Annotated in this window: 14 protein-coding genes; 8 read left to right on the top strand and 6 right to left on the bottom strand. The window is 40.4% G+C overall.

All coding sequences use genetic code 11. The annotated features are described in order from the left end of the window. Positions 1-255: 255 nt before the first annotated feature. Positions 256-4,065 (top strand): SIR2 family NAD-dependent protein deacylase, encoded by a 3,810-nt coding sequence (locus I6E70_RS05905; RefSeq protein ID WP_197188282.1) that lies wholly within the window; start codon positions 256-258, stop codon positions 4,063-4,065. Between the two features lie 1,420 nt (positions 4,066-5,485). Here I6E70_RS05905 and I6E70_RS05900 read toward each other — a convergent pair. The 3 genes from I6E70_RS05900 to I6E70_RS05895 are packed head-to-tail and all read right to left on the bottom strand — an operon-like array spanning position 5,486 to position 7,390. Next, the gene (locus I6E70_RS05900; protein WP_197188281.1) at positions 5,486-6,577 is read right to left on the bottom strand and encodes an IS91 family transposase; all 1,092 of its coding nucleotides are present in this window, start codon (positions 6,575-6,577) and stop codon (positions 5,486-5,488) included. Further along, a complete protein-coding gene (locus I6E70_RS20790) occupies positions 6,574-6,702 on the bottom strand; it encodes a hypothetical protein (RefSeq protein ID WP_082916361.1) in 129 nt (42 codons plus the stop codon). The genes I6E70_RS05900 and I6E70_RS20790 overlap by 4 nt, the downstream gene beginning before the upstream one ends. 7 nt (positions 6,703-6,709) lie before the next feature. Next, positions 6,710-7,390 (bottom strand): tyrosine-type recombinase/integrase, encoded by a 681-nt coding sequence (locus tag I6E70_RS05895; protein ID WP_269435110.1) that lies wholly within the window; start codon positions 7,388-7,390, stop codon positions 6,710-6,712. Between the two features lie 754 nt (positions 7,391-8,144). Between I6E70_RS05895 and I6E70_RS05890 the strand changes: the two genes are divergently transcribed. After that, the gene (locus tag I6E70_RS05890; RefSeq protein ID WP_010554987.1) at positions 8,145-8,630 is read left to right on the top strand and encodes a hypothetical protein; all 486 of its coding nucleotides are present in this window, start codon (positions 8,145-8,147) and stop codon (positions 8,628-8,630) included. 41 nt (positions 8,631-8,671) lie between these two features. Here the strand turns inward: I6E70_RS05890 and I6E70_RS05885 are convergent, their stop codons facing one another. Then, positions 8,672-9,877: an anhydro-N-acetylmuramic acid kinase gene (locus tag I6E70_RS05885; RefSeq protein ID WP_197188280.1), complete on the bottom strand. Its 1,206-nt coding sequence runs from the start codon at positions 9,875-9,877 to the stop codon at positions 8,672-8,674. A 149-nt stretch (positions 9,878-10,026) separates the two neighbouring features. Between I6E70_RS05885 and I6E70_RS05880 the strand changes: the two genes are divergently transcribed. From I6E70_RS05880 to I6E70_RS05865, 4 genes are all read left to right on the top strand, one after another. After that, a complete protein-coding gene (locus I6E70_RS05880; protein WP_197188279.1) occupies positions 10,027-10,527 on the top strand; it encodes a GNAT family N-acetyltransferase in 501 nt (166 codons plus the stop codon). Positions 10,528-10,708: 181 nt separating this feature from the next. After that, entirely contained in the window at positions 10,709-11,737 is a 1,029-nt protein-coding gene (locus tag I6E70_RS05875; RefSeq protein WP_197188278.1) for an NADP-dependent oxidoreductase, read from the top strand. 50 nt (positions 11,738-11,787) lie between these two features. After that, a complete protein-coding gene (locus tag I6E70_RS05870; RefSeq protein WP_010554991.1) occupies positions 11,788-12,405 on the top strand; it encodes a glutathione S-transferase family protein in 618 nt (205 codons plus the stop codon). 220 nt (positions 12,406-12,625) lie between these two features. Beyond that, a complete protein-coding gene (locus tag I6E70_RS05865) occupies positions 12,626-14,245 on the top strand; it encodes a methyl-accepting chemotaxis protein (protein ID WP_165726378.1) in 1,620 nt (539 codons plus the stop codon). A 71-nt stretch (positions 14,246-14,316) separates the two neighbouring features. Here the strand turns inward: I6E70_RS05865 and I6E70_RS05860 are convergent, their stop codons facing one another. Together I6E70_RS05860 and I6E70_RS05855 are read right to left on the bottom strand one after the other, a co-directional pair. After that, positions 14,317-14,625, bottom strand: coding sequence for a YkgJ family cysteine cluster protein (locus I6E70_RS05860; RefSeq protein ID WP_165726379.1), 309 nt, complete (start codon positions 14,623-14,625; stop codon positions 14,317-14,319). 45 nt (positions 14,626-14,670) lie between these two features. Beyond that, positions 14,671-16,599 (bottom strand): RecQ family ATP-dependent DNA helicase, encoded by a 1,929-nt coding sequence (locus I6E70_RS05855; protein ID WP_197188277.1) that lies wholly within the window; start codon positions 16,597-16,599, stop codon positions 14,671-14,673. Positions 16,600-17,138: 539 nt separating this feature from the next. Between I6E70_RS05855 and I6E70_RS05850 the strand changes: the two genes are divergently transcribed. Continuing rightward, on the top strand, positions 17,139-18,443 hold the full coding sequence (locus tag I6E70_RS05850) for an NAD(P)/FAD-dependent oxidoreductase (RefSeq protein WP_007583476.1): 1,305 nt from the start codon (positions 17,139-17,141) through the stop codon (positions 18,441-18,443). Positions 18,444-18,541: 98 nt separating this feature from the next. Beyond that, positions 18,542-20,041 carry a phospholipase effector Tle1 domain-containing protein gene (locus I6E70_RS05845; protein WP_197188276.1) on the top strand — a complete coding sequence of 500 codons (1,500 nt, stop codon included), beginning with the start codon at positions 18,542-18,544 and terminating at the stop codon, positions 20,039-20,041. Positions 20,042-20,300 lie beyond the last annotated feature (259 nt).

The raw sequence follows: 20,300 nt of genomic DNA, 5'->3' as shown, positions 1-20,300 counted from the left end.
ATATCAACGGATATTACAACAACGTTAGACCGCATCATTATAATGCTGGTTTAGCGCCAAATGAATCTGAGATTAGATACAAAGACTCTAAAACTGTGGCCAAATTTTATTGACCACTACAAATGATATTATAACTATATTGGCGTGTTTAGTGTCATTATTACTGAAAGAGATATTCTAACTTCTATTGATCTAATAAATCACAGCTTAAGTCATAACACTTACAAATAAACTTTATGTGCAAAAGGAAAAATTATGCGATTCCTCGAAAATGGACCTTCCATACCAGATGAGCTTTTACAAGCTCGAGATCAAGGCCGGGTAGTGTTTTTCTGTGGTGCAGGTGTCTCGAGAGCAAGAGCGGGTTTCGCCGACTTTTTTGAGTTAGCATCATCGGTCACTGATGAGCTTGGTGTAGAAGCAAGTAGCCCTGCATTGAAGCTTATAGGTGCGGCTAAAGAAATAACTGATAGTACTGGAGTAGAAGGAGTAGTTTCGGCAGATAGGATATTTGGATTACTAGAGCGAGAATTCTTAACGAGAGATATTTATAAATCAGTAGCTAAGGCTCTGACACCTGACAGTAAAGTTGACCTTAGTGCACACCAAACGATGCTTAAACTGGCTACGACGAGGGACGGTCTAGTACGTTTGGTAACAACTAATTTTGACTGTTTATTTGATCTTTGCAAACCAGATATGCGCACCTTCATACCACCAAAATTACCAGATCTTAATCATTCATATGATTTTAATGGCACAGTATACCTACATGGTAAAGTAAATGAGGATGGTACAGGTGCTGCAAGCAATGGTTTTGTCTTATCAAGCTCTGAATTTGGAGATGCTTACTTAGCTAATGGTTGGGCTACTTCCTTTGTCAAAGGCATATTGGAAAGGTATGTTGTAGTTTTTGTAGGTTATTCTGCGGATGATCCGCCAATTCAGTATCTTTTAGAAGCACTCAATAAAAACTCAAGTCATTTTAATAACATATACGCATTTCAATCTGGTGATGAAAGCTACGCTGGCTCAAAGTGGCGCCATAAAGGGGTTAAAGCGATTGGGTATGACGATTCAAATGGGCATATTGCGCTTTGGAGCACTCTAGAAGCATGGGCAGAGCGAGCTTCAGACCCAGATACATGGTATCAAGAAATAATTACAAAAGCAGGAATAGGACCTCATCAATTACAGCCCTTTGAGCGCGGTCAGATTGCACATATTGTTTCTACAACTGAAGGTGCCCAAAAGTTTGCTAATAGTGAAAAATTAGTTCCTGCCAGTTGGCTTCATGTGTTTGATTCCGAGCTAAGGTATGAAGGTCCTCCTAAGAGTTTATCCGGTACAGAAAACCTTGCTGGTATTGTAGATCCGTTCCACTTTTACTCTTTGGACTCCGATTATATACCACAGCATGTCGAACCTAATGACCCTTATAACAAACGGGAAGTTCCTACAAGTGCGTGGGATGCTTTCGAGTTTAACATACAAGACATTAAAAAAGCACAAGATAAACGTGTTATCAGATTTAGAGGGGATGATCTCAACTACCCTCAGTTTTCTACTCTGCCTCAAAGACTCAACATATTAACACATTGGTTGAGCAGACTGGCAGATCAGCCAGAAGTAATCTGGTGGGTTACAAAGCAGCAATTTCTTCACCCTTGGATTCAGTCTGTACTTAGATCAGAGGTTGAACGTCGCTCTGAAGATATGAATAGTGTACTCAATCAGGCATGGGGTTATATTTTGGATGGCTTTGAACAAATTGATAAAAAAAGAGAGCTCAACTGGTTTACTCTGAAAAGAGCAATAAAGAGCAATGGCTGGTGCCCCAGAAAATTACGGCATCTTGCAATGTTAACGAGGCCTTTCATCAAGGTTACTCCTCATTACCGCCCCCCAAATGAGGCCAACCCGGATCAGATTAGTTTAGAGCACTTAATTCATTTAGATGTTCATTACCCAGAGCTCCCAAGAGGACTACAAGTTCCTAATGAATTGCTAATTCGTACTGTTAAAATCCTGCGTCGTAATCTAGAACTTGCTATTGAACTAGAAAATGAAATAGGCGGATTCGGTCTTAGCCTCAGATGTTCGCTGACACCTGAGAAGAATGGAGAGGATTCATATAGTCGAACTCATGGCCTATCTGCTTGGGTATTGCTGTTTGTTTCTTACTTAGACAAATTATTAATAATTGATCTTGCTACTGCTCAAAAGGAGCTTTCAAAGTGGCCATGCGATGACAGTACTATCTTTGCTAGGTTAAGAATTTGGGCATTAGGAAAAGCCGAGCTGGTGCCTAATGAAAGTTTTATCACTATTTTAAATCAACTTTCAGACGAAGCATTTTGGGATAGCTATCATGCTAGAGACTTGCTTTTAGCTTTTAAAGCCAGATGGAAAGACCTCGACGAATGTAACCGTTCCACAATAGAAAATAGAATATTGCAAGGACCTAAACCATGGAAAATTGAAGATGAAAGTGGATTTAAGGAACGGAAAGCAGGGAATATTCTGGATAGATTAACTTGGCTTAAACAAAATAGTTGTGAGTTAACAATAGATACGGATAAGTTAGTTCATAGGCTAAGAGATAATACACCGAAATGGAAGCCTGAGTATGCAATAAATGCAGCACGCTCTTTTGAAACTCGAAGCGGTATTGTTACGAAAAATACAGACTATTCTTTATTAGCTGATGAACCATTAGCCTCCATTCTTGAAAGAGCAAGTGAGTTATCTGGTAGGCAAGCTAATTTTTTAATTGATGAAGACCCATTTCTTGGTTTATCTCAAGAAAAACCAATTCGAGCTTTCAACGCTTTAACTTTTTCAGCAAAAAAAGGAAACATTGTTGACTGGGCTTGGGATACTTTTCTTTATGCTGAAGACCGTAAAAATGATAAACCCCGATTTATAGCATTAATTGCTGAGCGTTTGTCTAGTTTTACCAGTGACGACTTGGCAAAAATACTTCGCCCAGTATCAAACTGGTTTGAGAAATCTACTAGTGTGCTCACTAATGACTATAATGCTACTTACTTTAAGTTAGCTTTTAAATTAGTTGATGCAATATCGAGAAAACCTGCTGAGGGAGCATCCTCAATAATACGAGGAAGTAAAGATCCTGATTGGTCCATGGAGTCAATAAATTCACCAACTGGAATCCTAACTAGTGCAGTATTACAACCACTGCATAGCCATATTTTTGAATCTGGAGAGGGTTTTACTGAAGATTTATTGTTATTGCTCAACCAATTATTAGCTTTACCTGATGATTTACATCGCTATGCAATGGTTATACTTAGTCGTAGTTTAAGTTTGTGCTTTTGGATTGATCCTGATTGGACTCAACAGAACTTGCTTTCTGCCCTAAATTCTTCTTCCGAAGAAGATCGTCTGGCATTTTGGACTGGTGTTTTATGGGGAGTAGTTCGCGGGAAAGAACTATTCACCATTTTGAAGCCAAGCATTCTTGAGTTGGCATATTCGGGGGAGGTTGAAAGTCGAGGTCATCAGGATGCTATCGTAGGGTTAATTTACTCAGCTTGGAAAATTAATGATGAGAATGATAGATGGGTATCGAATATTGAATTAAAAGAAGTATTAATTAGAGCAAGTGATAACTTTAGGTGTAGAACATTATGGCAAGCTAGACACGGAAATAGTGAAGACAAAGAAGGTTGGTTAATACAATTCAAAGAACTTATCTCAAATGTTTGGCCTAAACAGCTTGCTGCTAAATCACCCTCTGTATCTGAACGTCTTTGTGACATCGCATTTTGGTCGGAAGAACACTTCCCTGAAATTGTAAACCTAATCACTCCGTTCTTAACTAAGTTAGAACACGCTAACCACATTTACATCAATAACGACAACATACTTAAAAAATACCCTAGTGACCTTTTGTTGCTTTTGTATACCGTATTACCTGAAGACATTAACAAGTGGCCTTACAATATTGGGGACTATTTAGATAAAATGAATAAAGCTGATAGTGAGTTAGGTGAAGATGAACGCTTTATCGAGCTCAAAAGAAAATGGGATGCAAGATGAGTCGATTTATTAGAAATAGACTTCCCATAGTTTGCTAGAAACCAGATAAGGCGCATTGTAACTTCTAATAGAAGTGTTTTATGAGCAAAGAGCCGTTTGAGCACGAAATTAACCAGTCATTAAGCTGCTCTCAATGACTGGTTATCGCTCTTTGCTGAAGTACGGCTCAGTGCCAAATTCGGACAGTGGTAACGCCGCAATATCGGGAGTATTGAGCATGCCTAAAATTAGCGAAAAATGCGCGTTGGCCAAGTTTTAGACGTCATATTCATGATTACCTTGTTATTTACTCGTACTACAATCTAAACTTTGTAAATATTGATTTGGCAACCCAAAGCACAATGGAGTAAATAAGCACCATAGCAAAAAGCATTCCCGACAACCCTAAAATAACAACATGAGTTGGAATTTCCTGTAAGGGTTTATTAACGTCAACGCCCAATACATCTCCCGTATAGTGTACTAAATACACGAATGAAAAAGTGGCTAAAAAAACTAGAAATGTATATAGAAAATAGCGAATTATTTTAGCTTTGAAATTGGGTGCCGAATCAAATCTGTAGTTAAACTTATTCAAGTATTTCCGAATCCCTCTAGGGCATATAATAGCTTGTTGAACAACATGTTGGTGGTTTATAACACACCCAAACGGCGTAACTCATACTCTGATAATTTCATCAATAATTACCTTTGTAAACATGTAATTGAAATAGTGCTAATTCAAAGCTTGTTATTTTTCATCAAAATGGCGGTTAATAATTTTATCGAGCAAAATTAGGAACCTACTCATCAAAACAAGAATAACTTTAACTTCTTCAGTGTCCGGTTCTCGCTCAAATAAGACCCTGAAAAGTAGCTCATATAGTTATCTAGGTTAACACCGCTATCAAAAAACAGAAGTATATTTCCGATAACTACCTTTGAAGCACTAGAAACGGAAGTTTACTTCCTAAATATGGCAATATAGGCTTAAAATCGGAAGTCTACTTCCGTTTTGTACTTTAAGATTATAAGCCGGTGTCTAGCGAAAGCTGGGAAGTCCAGTACTAAATTTTTGTTGTACGCTTAAGTTCATTTAATAACCTATACTAGAGAGAAATATAACACTTTAGTATTTATGCGACACGCAGTTTGTGTTGCATAATCGCTTGTTGGACTGAGGCGCTACCTGCTCGGTGTGTCAGAGTTGGTGTTGTTTATACTATGGGAATTTGCTTTTTAGAGGCTCTAGCTAAATCAGCTAATTTAATAAGCTTACCTATTATAATTTAAGCTTTCCCTGCATTGCTCAGCGTTTATTATCTATTCATTAAACCGAATGTTTAACCGTTAAGCAAGGATATTTTTCGCTCGCACAGTCGCTATTAGCCTGAGCAATTAAGCAGGTTAACTTATTGATTTGATGCAGCAAGCAAGGCTGCTAACTCGTTCGCGCTATTTTATTTGTCGCCTCATCTAAATTCATCACACCAATAAATCGTAAGGTACCCGTCTTGCATGACTGGCAAGACCAATGGGGTATTAATCGTTCTTGCTCTACCTTCGGCTTCACCGCTTTGCATGGGGTTGCTGATACTTGAGCCTTTATTAACCCTAACTTTCGCTTGTGACACGCATTAGCTAAAAAGCCATAGTGGCGAATGCGCATAAACCCTTTGGGCAATACATGTTGTAAGTAGCGCCGTAAAAATTCATCACAACTCAGAGTCATGACTTTATCGCGGTTGTTATCTGCATAATCGCGGTATTTAAAGCTCACTGTTTCTTCAGTCGCTGACACTAATCGCGATTCTGACATCACGCCTTTTCGGGTATAACGAGCAAGGTAACTAACTAGCTTTTCACTGTACGTTAAACAGGCTTTGCTATACACGCACCATTTGGTTGGTGTGCTTACCTTCGCGAATGAACTATCGCATTCATTGAGCGCCGCGAGCATTTTCCCTCTAAACACTGTTGATAATGCTTTAACGGGGTATAAATAGCCTTTTTCTATTTCATGCCAGTGCGCTTTATCAAGCGCGCCTGCGGGTATCAAGCAATGCAGGTGAATATGCTGACTTAAGTTCTGCCCCCACGTATGCAGTACGCTTGTCATGCCTAACTGGCCATGCCTCTTTCGTTTCGCAAATTTACACAGCGTTTGCCATGCGGCTTTAAATAAACAGTGATATAACGCGTTTGGGTTGTAGTGCGCAATGATATTTAACTCATGCGGGAGCGTAAAAACAAGGTGGAAATACCGACACGGTAATAAATCTTCCTGCTGTTTTTGCACCCATTTAGCCGTAGCCATCCCTTGGCAACGTGGGCAATGACGGTCTCGACAACTACACCCAATTTGTTGTACTTCACTACAGTTATCACATTGCCATGCTTGATAACCGAGCTGCCCCGTTCTGCATGATTGAAGGTGTTGGCAGACTCGTAACTGTTGATAACTCATTATGTGGTGCTGCCGATAATTCCCAAGGCCAGAATTTAAAATATCAGCGAGGTGCAAGCCGCTCATTGGTTTCCCCAACTTGCGAGTAAATCAATGCCACCATGCCCTAATTCAGGTAACCAGTGTAAGTAACTTTGCGTGGTTCTAATGTCACTATGACCAAGCTGATGTTGAAGTTGATGAAGCGGCATCCCTAACTCAAGTTGATGTGTTGCATAAGCATGGCCAGTGCTTTAAACCACACATTTGTGCATGTTTTTTCAATGCCTTTCTGAAGCTTGAGGGTGACATAGGTTTATCCATTAACCATCGTGAATAAAACATCCAGCCCGTTGGGTGATACATTTTCCAATAGCAACGTAATTGATTTAGCACGCTATCTGATACAACAACATAGCGTGACTTATCTCCTTTACCATGTTCAATTAAAATGGTTTTACGCTGTCCATCGATGTCTTGCACTTTGATGCGCAGCAGTTCGCCAATACGCAAACCACATCCATAACACACCACTATCAATGTTTTTAAGCGCATATCCGTGCAACTTTCTATAAGTCGTCGAATATCATCACGCGATAAATAAGTAGGTGCCCGAGGTTTTGCTTTAGGCAAGGCTATGTCTAAGTTCAGTGGGCGGTGTAAAATATTCTTAAACAAAAACCAAATGCTGTTTATTTGTATTTTTTGACTCGCGCTGGAGAGCTTGCGAATGGCGGGATCTTTAAAAAAGATATTCAGCTCATCATCAGTAATTAAATCGAGTGGTTTATTAAAATAATGGCTGAGTTTAAGTAAATGCTCGCAGTAACTTTTACAGGTACTTTGTGAATAACCACGGTAGGCTATTTCAGTTTTGACTTGTTCAATGAGTGTATTCATGACTTACCTCCAAATATGGGATAACCCCAAGGTAAGTGTGGCTCAAATGGTCAGAATAGGATCTCCGCGTAGCGGCTTAGTTCAACAATTTAATAGTGCGCTCATCGCGCATATTTCTGCCGACTTAACGCTCATTTATCTACTTTATATAGTTTTAACAAATTACCTAAGGCATTACTATCACTAAGTTTTCTAAATTTTTTAGATAGAGTTAATTGAACCAATATGCGCTCAGCGCTCATTTTCATGAATATATGCGCAAAGAGCAGTTTGACCAATCAAGTAGCTACGATATTAAGCTCATCTCAACGTCCGGAATTCGCTCATAACCGCCTTAGAACATTTGCATTGCGACATTTATCTTGGCCGCTAACACCGCTCTATTAATATGAGGTACAACAATAAACCGCTATCCATACAGTATTAAATCAAAAAAGATAAAGCATGAAATTTTAATTTGGAATCTATGTTTGATGTTTTAATTAGTATAAGCCTAAAAACCAAATTCCGAACCCTATGAGAAAAACCCAAATGGGGAACACTAACACCATCTCTGCAACCCCCGCCATATATGGCTCCTTATTCCAGATGTGTGACAAACCATTCCAAAACCGAATGAGAAAGAACACAAAGATCATCTTTGATCAAACCACTCAATAATTGTACTAATTAATGCAATTAGTCATAAATCTGTAACTTTGATCCGCGATAATCTCTATCCGATAAATGAATAGACTCAAGAAGACTAAGTAAGATGAGTACACCCTTAGTGCAACTAACATTTGCACTGCAATCATTTGATGATTCTATGTCTGCGGCGATGAGCCACGCTATGGAATATGAAAAGCTATCGCTAAAAGCCAATGCTGCGCATAACATTACGCTGCAGTGTGTGTTGCCTGATGGCGCAAATGAGAGCGATGTTATTTCACTAAGTGCAACGCAGCCCAGTGCACGTGGGGCGCAGTATTTTACTGAAAAAACGCTGAGCAATGCAGACCTTGAATCTGGTACTGTAAATCTTACTTTAAGTAACATTACACAAAGCCAGTGTTTTGTAGTGCAAATGATGCTGCACGGGAAAAACACGACCTTAAAAGAAAGCCAGCAACTCGATGTGTACATTAAAGCATTTGAGCAAGGCTATATTCCTGAGCAAATAAAAACTGAACATACCAAGTCACAGGGCGTTCGTAGCTACTTTGCGAGTATGGGTTCTACGTTTTTATCGCTGTTTTAGTGCTGACTGCACTTAAATTACGCGACGCTACTTATAAGTTATTAATCTGCAAAACTTACTTTACCCATAGTAACTCCAGCGATACCCTGCGCGGTGTTACTTAGGTGTTGCTGCTCTCCTGCTAGGCATTCGTTTGCTAAAATAGCAAATAACACAGCCTCTTTTGCATCGGGATTTATACCTAAATCGTCGGTATTTTTAAAAGCCTTAATACGTGGGCAAAGCGCTGTAAGTTGCGCCATTAGTAATGGATTATGAATACCCCCACCACTTGCATACACCACACAATTTTGTTCGCGCTCTGCACACTCGTTTAATGCATTTGCTATAACGGTTGCAGTAAAGGTATTTAAGGTGGCCATTACATCTTCATGGCTTAAATGCTGTGTATTTGTAAGCTGCTGTGCGGCGTTTAAATACGCTAAGTTAAATACCTCTGGCCCTGTAGTTTTAGGCATTGAGAGTTTAAAAAATGCGTTATTACACAATGCATTCAATAATGGTGTATTTATCTTGCCTGCTTTTGCTATTTTTGCGCCATCGTCATAATGCATATCTTTAAAATGTTGCTGTACGTAGGCATCCATAATGGTATTACCGGGGCCAATGTCGGAGCTAAACACACCGTTTGCATCACCATTTTTGGGTAAAAACGTTAAGTTAGCAATGCCGCCCATATTTAGCAAAATCCGGCTCTCAGCAGCGCTCGAAAAATACAAATAATCGCCATACACAGCAAGCGGTGCGCCCTCGCCCCCTGCGGCTATGTGTTTTTGCCTAAAATCACCAATGGTAGTAATACCCGTAGTAACGGCTATCTGGTCACTATCGCCAATTTGTAAGGTGCCATTAGTAAAGCTTTTGTGGTTATGCTGCGACTGCGGGCAATGGTAAATGGTTTGCCCGTGGCTCGCTATTACATCAATACTTGCCGGGTTTATTTGCCAAGTATGTAAGCACTGGTTAACCATATCGCCATGGAGTTTACCTATCCACGGGTGCAGTAAAGTTACAAGCTCTAAATCACACTCTCTTTTGGCAAATACCTGCTTTATTTTAGTTTTATAATCGTCGTTGTAATCAACAGTAGTAAAATTTAAAACCTCAATGTGTGTATTTAAGCCCGCTCCCGTTACTTTACACAGTGCAACATCAAGCCCGTCCAACGAGGTACCGCTCATTAAACCAATAATTAAACGGCTTGGTTTTTGGGCGCTGTTATAAAGAGCTTTAATGTGAGGGTGCATAATGGCATCTAAAATAGGTGTAATATTTTGCTTATATTAGAGGACTTTAAAACAAAGTAATAGCCGTAAACCGTTTAATTTAGGTTCTGATTGTTTAACTCTTAAATGATTGTTAAGTTAGTGTGCATACTAAAAATTTATGAAAAAATATGATCACCCTCAGAGAGTTTAAAGCCCAAGACGCCCCTTTTATTATTAACACCTTAAATGATGAACAGGTCACGCGTTATTTATCGTCAAAAATTCCGTTTCCGTATACGCAAGCCGATGCTGATTGGTGGATAAGCCAAGGCTCAAAAAACGGCGTAATTGATGCAACGGCTAAGGCCATTGTTGTAAATGGGCAATTTGCGGGCTGTATTGGTGTAACTCCCGGCGAATTTGAATACAGCCACAGTGGCGAAATTGGTTATTGGCTAAATAAAGCCTATTGGGGGCAAGGCATTATTACTCGCGCTATTGAACTTATATGCAATGAAGCGTTTGCGCAATCTAACCTAAACAGAATTTTTGGCGCTGTGTTTGCTGGTAATACCGGCTCTATGAAAGCACTTATTAAAAGTGGCTTTGAGCAAGAGGCTGTGATTAAACAGGCCATTTATAAAAACGGGGTGTTTTACAATAGCCATATTTTTAGCAATCTAAAATAAACCATTTAGAATAAATACTCTGCAAAGGTTGAATTATCAACCACCCGCCCAAAACTCCTTTATTAAGGTACGCATTGTACATATTCATACTGCTTAGCCGCGCATTATTGTTTAGCTGATCACGATTTTTAAAGCGTAAACATTCGGTAAGTAGTTTATTTATATTAATAGGAGATCTTTTATGTCTACGACTAGTCGCCAACTTACTCTTGAATCACGCCCTAATGGCGCTCCAACAGATGAAAACTTTAAATTAAAAACGGTAGAGCTTCCTGCATTAAAAGACGGCGAGGTTTTACTACGCACTATTTACCTATCGCTAGACCCGTATATGCGTGGTCGTATGAGTGATGCTAAGTCGTACGCTGACCCTGTTAATATTGGCGATGTAATGGTTGGCGCAACAGTGTGCCAAGTAGAAGAGTCTAAAAACGATAAGTTTAACGAAGGCGAATGGGTACTTGCCTACACAGGTTGGCAAGACTACGCCATTACCGACGGCGAAGGCTTAATGCAGTTAGGTAAAGAGCCTGCAAACCCTTCATACGCATTAGGTATTATGGGTATGCCTGGCTTTACTGCTTACATGGGTTTACTTGATATTGGCCAGCCTAAAGAAGGCGAAACCGTAGTTGTTGCAGCAGCAACAGGCCCAGTAGGTGCAACGGTTGGTCAAATAGCTAAAATTAAAGGCTGTAAAGTAGTGGGTGTTGCTGGTGGTAGCGAAAAATGTGCACACGCCGTTGAAAAACTAGGGTTTGATGCCTGTATTGATCACAAAGCTGATGACTTTGCAGAGCAGTTAGAAAAAGCCTGTGATAAAGGCATTGATGTTTACTACGAAAATGTGGGCGGTAAAGTATTCGACGCCGTACTACCATTACTAAATACCGCAGCGCGCGTACCATTGTGTGGTTTAGTATCGCAATATAACGCTACTAGCTTGCCAGAAGGCCCAGACCGTTTAGGTATGCTAATGGGTCAATTGCTTACTAAGCGTATTAAAATGCAAGGCTTTATCATTTTTGATGATTACGGCGACCGTTACGACGAGTTTGCACAAGACATGCAAAAATGGCTACAAGACGGAAAAATTCAATACCGTGAGCACATGGTAGAAGGCATCGAAAATACAGTAGACGCGTTCAACGATATGATATGCGGTAAAAACTTTGGTAAAACTGTGGTTAAAATTAATAAGCCACTTTAATTTTATACGGCTTGTAAGGCAAAGCCCTTACAAGCCACAAAAGGACTGACATGATCAAACTACACCATTTAAATAAATCACGTTCTAAACGCGTAATTTGGCTTTTAGAAGAGCTAAATGTTGACTACGAAATTGTGGCTTATCAGCGTAATAAAGACACCTTCCTAGCTCCTGACGAACTAAAGCATATTCATCAACTTGGTAAGTCACCGGTAATTGAAGATGGCGGTTTAATTATTGCTGAATCAGGCGCTATTACCGACTACCTTATTACCAAATACGGTAACGGTAAATTTGCTCCAAAAGTAGATACCGCTGAATATGTTGACTATCAGCAATGGCTGCACTTTGCAGAAAGCTCAGCAATTTTACCGCTTTTACTTAAAATGTTTGTACTAAAAGACGGCGCTAAAACGCAGTTTTTAGAAGGCTATGCCGACGCTGAAACAGCTAAAGTAATTAGCTACTTTAACGACCGCCTTGAAGGTAAACGTTATTTAGTGGGCGATACCCTAACGGGCGCTGACTTTATGATGTCGTTTATTGTTGAAATAGTTAAAAACTCAGGTCAATTAGCGCACTTTAAAAACCTCGTTAAATACGACGAGCAATTACAAAGCCATGAGAAGTTTCATACAGCTAATGAGCTAGAAGCAAAGTACGACTAACTACTTTTATAATATATATAACACTAAGGGGTATTTAGCCCCTTTTTTAATGCCTGAAAAACACTCCTCATTAAAGTTACGCTTGTAAACTAAATTAACAAACAATCCCTTATTGCTAATAAAACTTTAATTAATAAGGCATAATGCTGCTATTGTTTTAGAATAATCACTAATAATACAAGCTGCTCTTGCGCGTATTGACTCACACTTGGGATCAACCATGACCATAAACATGCGTTTAACGACCGGCTTTGGCGTAATTTTATCAATGATGCTTATTTTAACCATTATTGGCATTTCGCGCGTTAGCCTCATTAATAATAACATTACCCACATGACCGACGTAAACTCGGTAAAGCAACGTTACGCAATTAACTTTAGAGGCAGCGTACACGACAGAGCGATAGCCGTGCGCGATGTAGTGCTAATTACCGATCAAAGCAGTTTAAGCACCGTGTTAAAGAGCATAAAAGAGCTAAACGCATTTTACCAAACGTCAAGCCGGTCTATGGCCGAGCTAATGGGTGATATGAATAGTGAAGAACGCGCTTTAATTAATAAAATAAATCAAATAGAGCAGCGCACTCAACCTTTCATTCAAGGTGTAATAAACGCTAAAAATGCAGGAAACCTAAACGAAGCTGAGCGCATTTTATTAACCGATGCGCGCCCTGCGTTTACCCAGTGGCTAAATGTTATAAACCAATTTATAAACCTGCAAGAGCAAGCAAATCAAACCACCACTATTGATACTCTCGATATTGCCAGCTCGTTTAAAATTTGGATGATTTCGCTCACCGCACTTGCCTTTTTAATAGGCATAAGCGTTGCGTATGTTATTAGCCAACTGATCAGAAATTCAGTAGGTGGCGAACCACAAGAAGCCGCTGAAGTAATTGCCCTTATTGCGCAAGGCGATTTAAGAGGCGATGTACAGTCGTGTTGCCCAAATAGCATGATGGCTTCTGTAGGGGTTATGCAATCTAAATTAAAAACCATTGTAGATAGCATTATTAACTCATCTGAAGAGCTTTCTACGCACTCTGCAAGCGTAGCATCTGGCTCGCAGCAAGCACTTAGTGCCGCTGACGCACAAGTAACTTATACAAACTCCGCAGTAAGTAGCCTAGAAGAAATGAGCCGCAGTATTCATGCTGTAGCCGACTCAGTTAGGCAAACAGAAGATAACTCAAAAATAACCGCGCAATTATCGCAGCAAGGTAGTATTGCAGTGCAAAAAGTAGCGGCCGAAATTGAGCAAATTTCAGTAACCGTAAAAGCCACAGTTACCCAAGTAAACGTGCTGCAAGAACATGTAAAACACATTGGCGATATTTTAAGTGTGATCCGCAGTATTTCTGATCAAACAAACTTGCTTGCACTAAATGCAGCAATAGAAGCTGCAAGAGCAGGCGAAACAGGCCGAGGGTTTGCTGTTGTTGCTGACGAGGTAAGACAACTTGCCCAGCGTACTGGTGATGCAACTGGCGATATCGAAAAGATGATTTTGCAAGTACAAGAAAACACGCAAGCGTCGGTAACAGCTATGGAAACCACAGTACCACAAGTAGAAAATGGCCTAACGCTTACTCACGAAGCAAACGAGTTACTGCATCAAATACAGCAACAAGCTAACGATTCATTAAGTAACGTGCTTGAAATTGTTGAATCAACATCAAACCAAGTAGCCACCGTGGCGCAAATTAGTACCGGCGTTGAAGAAATTGCCAGTATGTCCAAAGAAACCAGCATGTCGCTTAACAGTAACGCACAAGAAGCTGTTGCATTAGCTGACCTCTCAAACACACTTAAAAAGTATATTAGCTACTTTAAAGTTTAATTTTTATAGTAAGCAATAAACAAAGGGGCTTTTAAGCCCCTTTGTTGTTTATGTACATTAATAATAGCGGACTATATACCCGCTAAATCGCGCTCGGTAATACACTCACCCGACGCCATTTCAAACTCGCGACATACTAATGGGCGGTTTTCGTAAATAGAGCACATAAGCGTATTACGGTCGAGTGCTTGGCACCAGCCGTCGTCAGCGCGTTTCATTACTTCGCTGCCCCATTTATCGTACTCTATATAGTTAAAAGGCACGCCGGTGTCGGTTACTATGCGCACTTCTAATTGGCAACAACAGGCTTGGCAGTTAGCACACGTAACGGGCTCTGCGGTAGTAGAAATATTTTCAACGGGGATAACAATATGAGGCATAGTGGCTTACTTTTTTGAATAAGCCACTAGGATACAGTAACTAATTTAACGCGCTAGTAGTTTTGCTTTAATATCGCTGTAACGCATTTGCTCACACAGTGCAAAACCACTCAGCTGGCGCACTTTATTACGCGCAAATAACGGCACACTCATCCCCGCTAAAAAGCGGCATTGGGTTTCAATACCCACATTATGATTACCTTTGCCTGCCATATGCGCTAAAAATTCATCTACCTTTTGATAAATAAGTTGCTCGTCAATATATGCAGGCTCTATAGAGTATTCAAGCTTAACCGCATGACCTCTACACACACTACAATGCCCACATTGCTCAGGTGCATTTTGATCGTCAAAATAGCGCGCTAAGTTATAGCTTAAGCAACTTTGTAGCTCAAAAAAGCGTACCAGTGCAGCAATACGTTTAATTTCGGCCTGTTCTTTATCGGTAAAGTAGTCGTGAAGTTGCTGGGCAAGTTCTGGGTTATTTATAACCTCTGCATGCACTTTGTATACTTGAGTAATACGTTTGGTTTCGAGCGTTATTAGGTTTTTTTCGGCTAGGTAATCAAGAGCAGCCACTACGCGTTTTCGATCAACCTGCGCAGCTTGTGTAAGGGAGTCAAAATTTAGCGTGCCCCATATTTTTTTAAAATCGGTATGGCTAAATATTTGTGTTAAAAATGCTTGGCGTTGCTCATCAAAATGACCAAGTAGCTCGTTTTTATCAACCAAAAATTTGTATTTAAAATCGGCGTAGTAAGCATATTGCGGCGTTATTGCGCCTTGCATTTCAAGCTGTACTAACAAGGTTTTAAGTGCCAGTTGCCTAATATTACTTTCGCTCGATAAGCTGTATTCTTGCATTTCCCATTGCTGGTGGCTTTGACGAATATCGTTAATTACGTATTCAATACCGCTAAGCTCAGGGGTGTCGCCATATACAAAGTTTTCTACCGTATTTAGGCCGTCTAGGTTAGCAAGCGTGTAGCAGTTTGATGGATTGCCATCGCGCCCTGCTCGGCCAATTTCTTGGCTGTAGTTTTCTATCGATTTTGGTAAGTCGTAATGTATAACAAAGCGAATGTCCGATTTATCAACGCCCATACCAAAGGCTATGGTTGCCACTACAACGTTAATTTTACCGCCCATAAAGTCATCTTGAATTTGCCAGCGTAGCGTATCTTCAAGCCCAGCATGGTAAGCAACGGCATGCACACCTTGCGCACTTAGCACATTAGCAACTTGCTCAGCGCTTTGCTGTAGCGTTACATACACAATACCAGGGCCATTTTGCGCACGCACAATGTTAGCAAGCTCGGTGTTTTTATCGGCGGTTTTAACGCTCAACACACTTAAATCTAAATTAGCGCGGTAAAAGCCCGTTTGCACAATGCACTCAGGCGCAATAGCAAAGCGCTCTGCCATATCGCGTTTTACTTTTTTAGTGGCCGTTGCCGTAAGTAACAACACTAAAGGAATATTAAGTTCTTCGCGGTAACGCGGTAGTTTAAGGTAGTCGGGTCTAAAGTTATGGCCCCACTCAGATATACAGTGCGCTTCGTCTACCACTAACATCGAAAGCTTAACTTGGCTTATAAACTCTCTAAAACGCTCGTTTTTAAAGCGCTCAACCGACACCATTAGTACTTTAATTTTACCATTTCGCACATCGTTCATTACGGTGCTGCTTTGCATTTGATCTTGGCTCGAATCAAGGCTGGCCGCGTAAATACCTTTGCTATTTAAAAAGCTAATTTGATCTTTCATCAATGCAAGTAAAGGCGAAACCACTAACGTTAAGTTTGGTAAATGCAACGCAGTTAATTGGTAGCACAACGATTTACCCGAGCCGGTCGGAAATATAGCCAACGACGACTGACCATTTAAAAGCTGCTCTATAGTTTGTTGTTGCCCTGTTCTAAACTGGCTAAAACCAAAGTGCTGCTCAAGTGATTGAATTAGTGGCGTGGTCATAAATGTCCTTTTGATGGCTAAACAATAGTCATGCTTATAAAAATGCGGTGTAGATAAAATATTTGCAACTCGGTGTGTATGAAATATTTGCATGTATACCCAAACCATCTCAAGATGAGAGTTTCAGTTGGAGTTAAAAGCGATTTAGGCAAGGCATTGATTGCAAATAATAGTGGTTCTATTGTTAAAATCAATAACGCAGTATAAATCGCTTTTAAACCAACCCATTGGGCGTTTCACAGGCACTTACTCTCATCGTTGTTACTTCTTAAAAGGGGGCTGCCATTCTTGCAAAGTAACGCCTTGATATTAAGCCCCTGTGAAACGCTGAATTCTGCATATTGAGACGGTTTGGGTATAAGTATACAACAAATAACATTATTTATTGCTGACATCGGTTTTATTTAGGCGCAAACTAGGCACCCATAAAATGAGTAGTAACTACTTGTTGCCAAAATAATTTATTGATACCCAAGTCACCTTAAAAAACTAATAAAAAATACAGATCACTTGGGTATATTATTTTTAAGGGCAACGTTATGAGTATTACAATACCTAAAATCGTCGTTATTGGCGGTGGTGCTGGCGGATTAGAACTTGCAACCCAACTGGGGCATAAGCTAGGGAAAAAAAAACAAGCAGATATACTGTTAATAGACAAAAACCGTACCCACATATGGAAGCCGTTACTGCACGAAGTAGCGACAGGCTCTATTGACCCTGATTTAGATGGCGTTGTGTATTCAGCCCATGCCGCAAAACATCATTATCGTTTTCAACTTGGTACTTTTTGCAATATAGATCAAAGCAATAAAACAATTACCCTCTCCCCATTAAACGACGAGTTAGGCCACACTATTTTACCTGGCCGTACAGTTCGTTACGATCACCTTGTTATTGCCATTGGCAGCGTAAGTAACGACTTTAATACCCCAGGTATAAAAGAGCATTGCTACTTTTTAGATTCAAGCCAACAAGCAGAGCGCTTTCAGCATTCATTACTAGATAGCTTTACGCGCCTTCACCAAGACGACAACCAACAACAATCACTTAATATTGCCATTGTTGGCGGCGGTGCTACAGGTGTTGAGCTCTCAGCTGAGCTTTACCATGTGTCTGAGCTATTAAAGCTTTATGGCTTAACAAATATGTCGTCTAAGCGTTTACACATTCATTTAATTGAAGCCGGCCCGCGTATTTTACCTGCATTACCAGAGCGTATTGCTGTTAGCGCCAAACGCGAGCTATTAAAGCTTGGCGTAAACGTGCGTGAGCAAACTCAGGTAAAAGAAGGCACCGCACAAGGCTTTATCACCAAAGATGAAGAACACATTGATGCTGACATTATGGTGTGGGCAGCAGGCGTAAAAGCACCTGATTTTATTAAAGACTTAGGTGTTTTTGAGCTTACTCGTAGCAATCAAATTCAAGTAAATGAGTTTTTACAAAGCACCGTAGACGAAAGCATTTTTGTATTAGGCGATTGCTGCGCATTTACCCAAGCCGACGGCAAGCAAGTACCACCTCGCGCACAATCGGCGCACCAAATGGCGTTGTGCGTCGAAAAAAATCTCATAGCAACATTAAAGCAGCAACCATTACGCGGCTTTAAATACAGCGACCATGGCTCGTTGGTTAACTTATCGAGCTACAGCACCGTGGGTAACTTAATGGGTAACCTAACCAGCAATACCTTTTTTATTGAAGGTAAAATTGCCCGCTTTATGTATATATCTTTATACCGTATGCACCAACGCGCCATACATGGCAGCGCAAAAACCTTTGCATTATGGATAAGCGAAAAAGTACTGCGTGTAGTGCGCCCTAAAATGAAATTGCACTAATCTATATATACTAAATTAAAGACAGTGAGCGTTATCACTGTCTTTAATTTTTAACATTGTCTGTGTAGAGTATTTAAAACAACTAAGGGAATTGGGTTATGACGGGTAAAACGCTAATTTTTAACTTTGACGGCACAGGAAACGAGCCCCGTGACGCAGAACAATTTAGCTCAGATCATTTTAAAGAAGACTCTAATATTACAAATATTCTAAAACTGCATTTACTACTTGGCGGTAAATTAGAAGACTCCCCCGTTACTCCATTTTCAAACCAACTCAGTTTTTATTATCAAGGTATTGGCACTAAAGGCAGCCGCCTTAAACGTATTTTAAACCAAGCCCTTGCACCTCGTGGCGACGACGTAGCCAGTATTTTAAATCAAGCATTAAGCGACTTTAAAGCTCACTATCAACTAGGCGATACCATACTGCTAACAGGCTTTAGCCGAGGCGCTGCGCTTGCCAGACGTTTTGCTAAATGTTTAGAACCTTTAATAAGCAACAACGTGTATGTATGTGTGTTTGATACCGTCGCCTCTATTGGCTTGTCAAAAGTAAGTAAAGCCACACGTGGCGCAGAGCACGTTATTTTTGAAAACCACACCATTGCCAACAACATTACTCACGCGCTGCACTGCGTAGCCCTTGACGAAAAACGCCGCGCCTTTGAACCCACACTCATGAACCATCAAAACAATATTACCGAACTATGGTTTGCAGGTGCGCATTCAGACATTGGCGGCGGTTACTACCGCGATGGCCTAGCCGATATTAGCTTGCGCTACGCACTTGAGTGGTTAATAGAGCAACCACTTAATATATCGTTACTCACTAGCCACGATATAGATTACGAAACCCTGCTCCCCGATAGCAACTTAGTAGCACAAGATGACGTAACCGTAACGCCCGATCCGCTCGCATTAAGTCATCAACAAAATTACTTTTGGTTTAACCCATTTTTTAAACTAGTAGATAGGCAGTGCTATGTATTAATTGATGATGAAGCCAGCAACCTTAAGCCTTTAGTGCACTTCAGCGTAGCCGAACGCATTAATAAGCTAACCAGTTACCGCCCAGAATCGCTTAAAAAATTGCATTACAAAATTAGCTACAACGACAACACCACGCTCAGTTTTATTGGTTTAAGCCAACACATAGAACTGGCTAATCAAAACATGAGTGTGCTGAGCATTAACCAAAGCCAAGATGTAATGGTATTTGCCTCTGAGCAATACAACGCAACAGGCCTCATGCTAGAGCAAGGCGCTACGTACCGCTTTACCCCATACCCAAATCAATACTGGTTTGACGATGGCATAAAGTGCACGCCATTAGGCTGGAACCGCGATAACGTCCAACTTGGCGTAAAAGAAATCCCAATGGCCGTGCTTGAACCATTTAGACGATTTCCTCGTGCACAATGGTTTTCACTCATAGGTGCTATTAATAAAAACGACGATCACCTTTTTGAAATAGCCAATGGCGCCGATATTAAAATAGATAAATCTGGCGAGTTTTGCCCATTCGCAAACGACCTAAGCCGCTTTTACGGCGCTAATGCAGGTAAAATAAAAGTGAAAGTAACGCGGTTGGGATAGTCTTTTAAACCGTAGGTGCGATTTTACCTCGCGCAAAAGCGGAGCGTTTAAATTGTAGGCGTGAGTTTATCTCGCGCTTTGGCTTTATAAAAACATAAAACCTCACCTACAACAATTAAACCACTGCACTGCACTGAACAAACCCGTAGGTGCGATTTTACATCGCGCTTTGCTCTTATAAAAACACCCGCGAGGTATAAAACCTCACCTACAATAATTCAAACACCACAATCAACACTGCAAAGCCCGCCTAAACACA

The organism is Pseudoalteromonas sp. NGC95 (assembly GCF_015864705.1).
Classification (GTDB): domain Bacteria; phylum Pseudomonadota; class Gammaproteobacteria; order Enterobacterales; family Alteromonadaceae; genus Pseudoalteromonas; species Pseudoalteromonas arctica.
The sequence above is the reverse complement of the archived record's forward strand: the minus strand, read 5'-3'. Positions and strand labels throughout refer to the sequence as shown.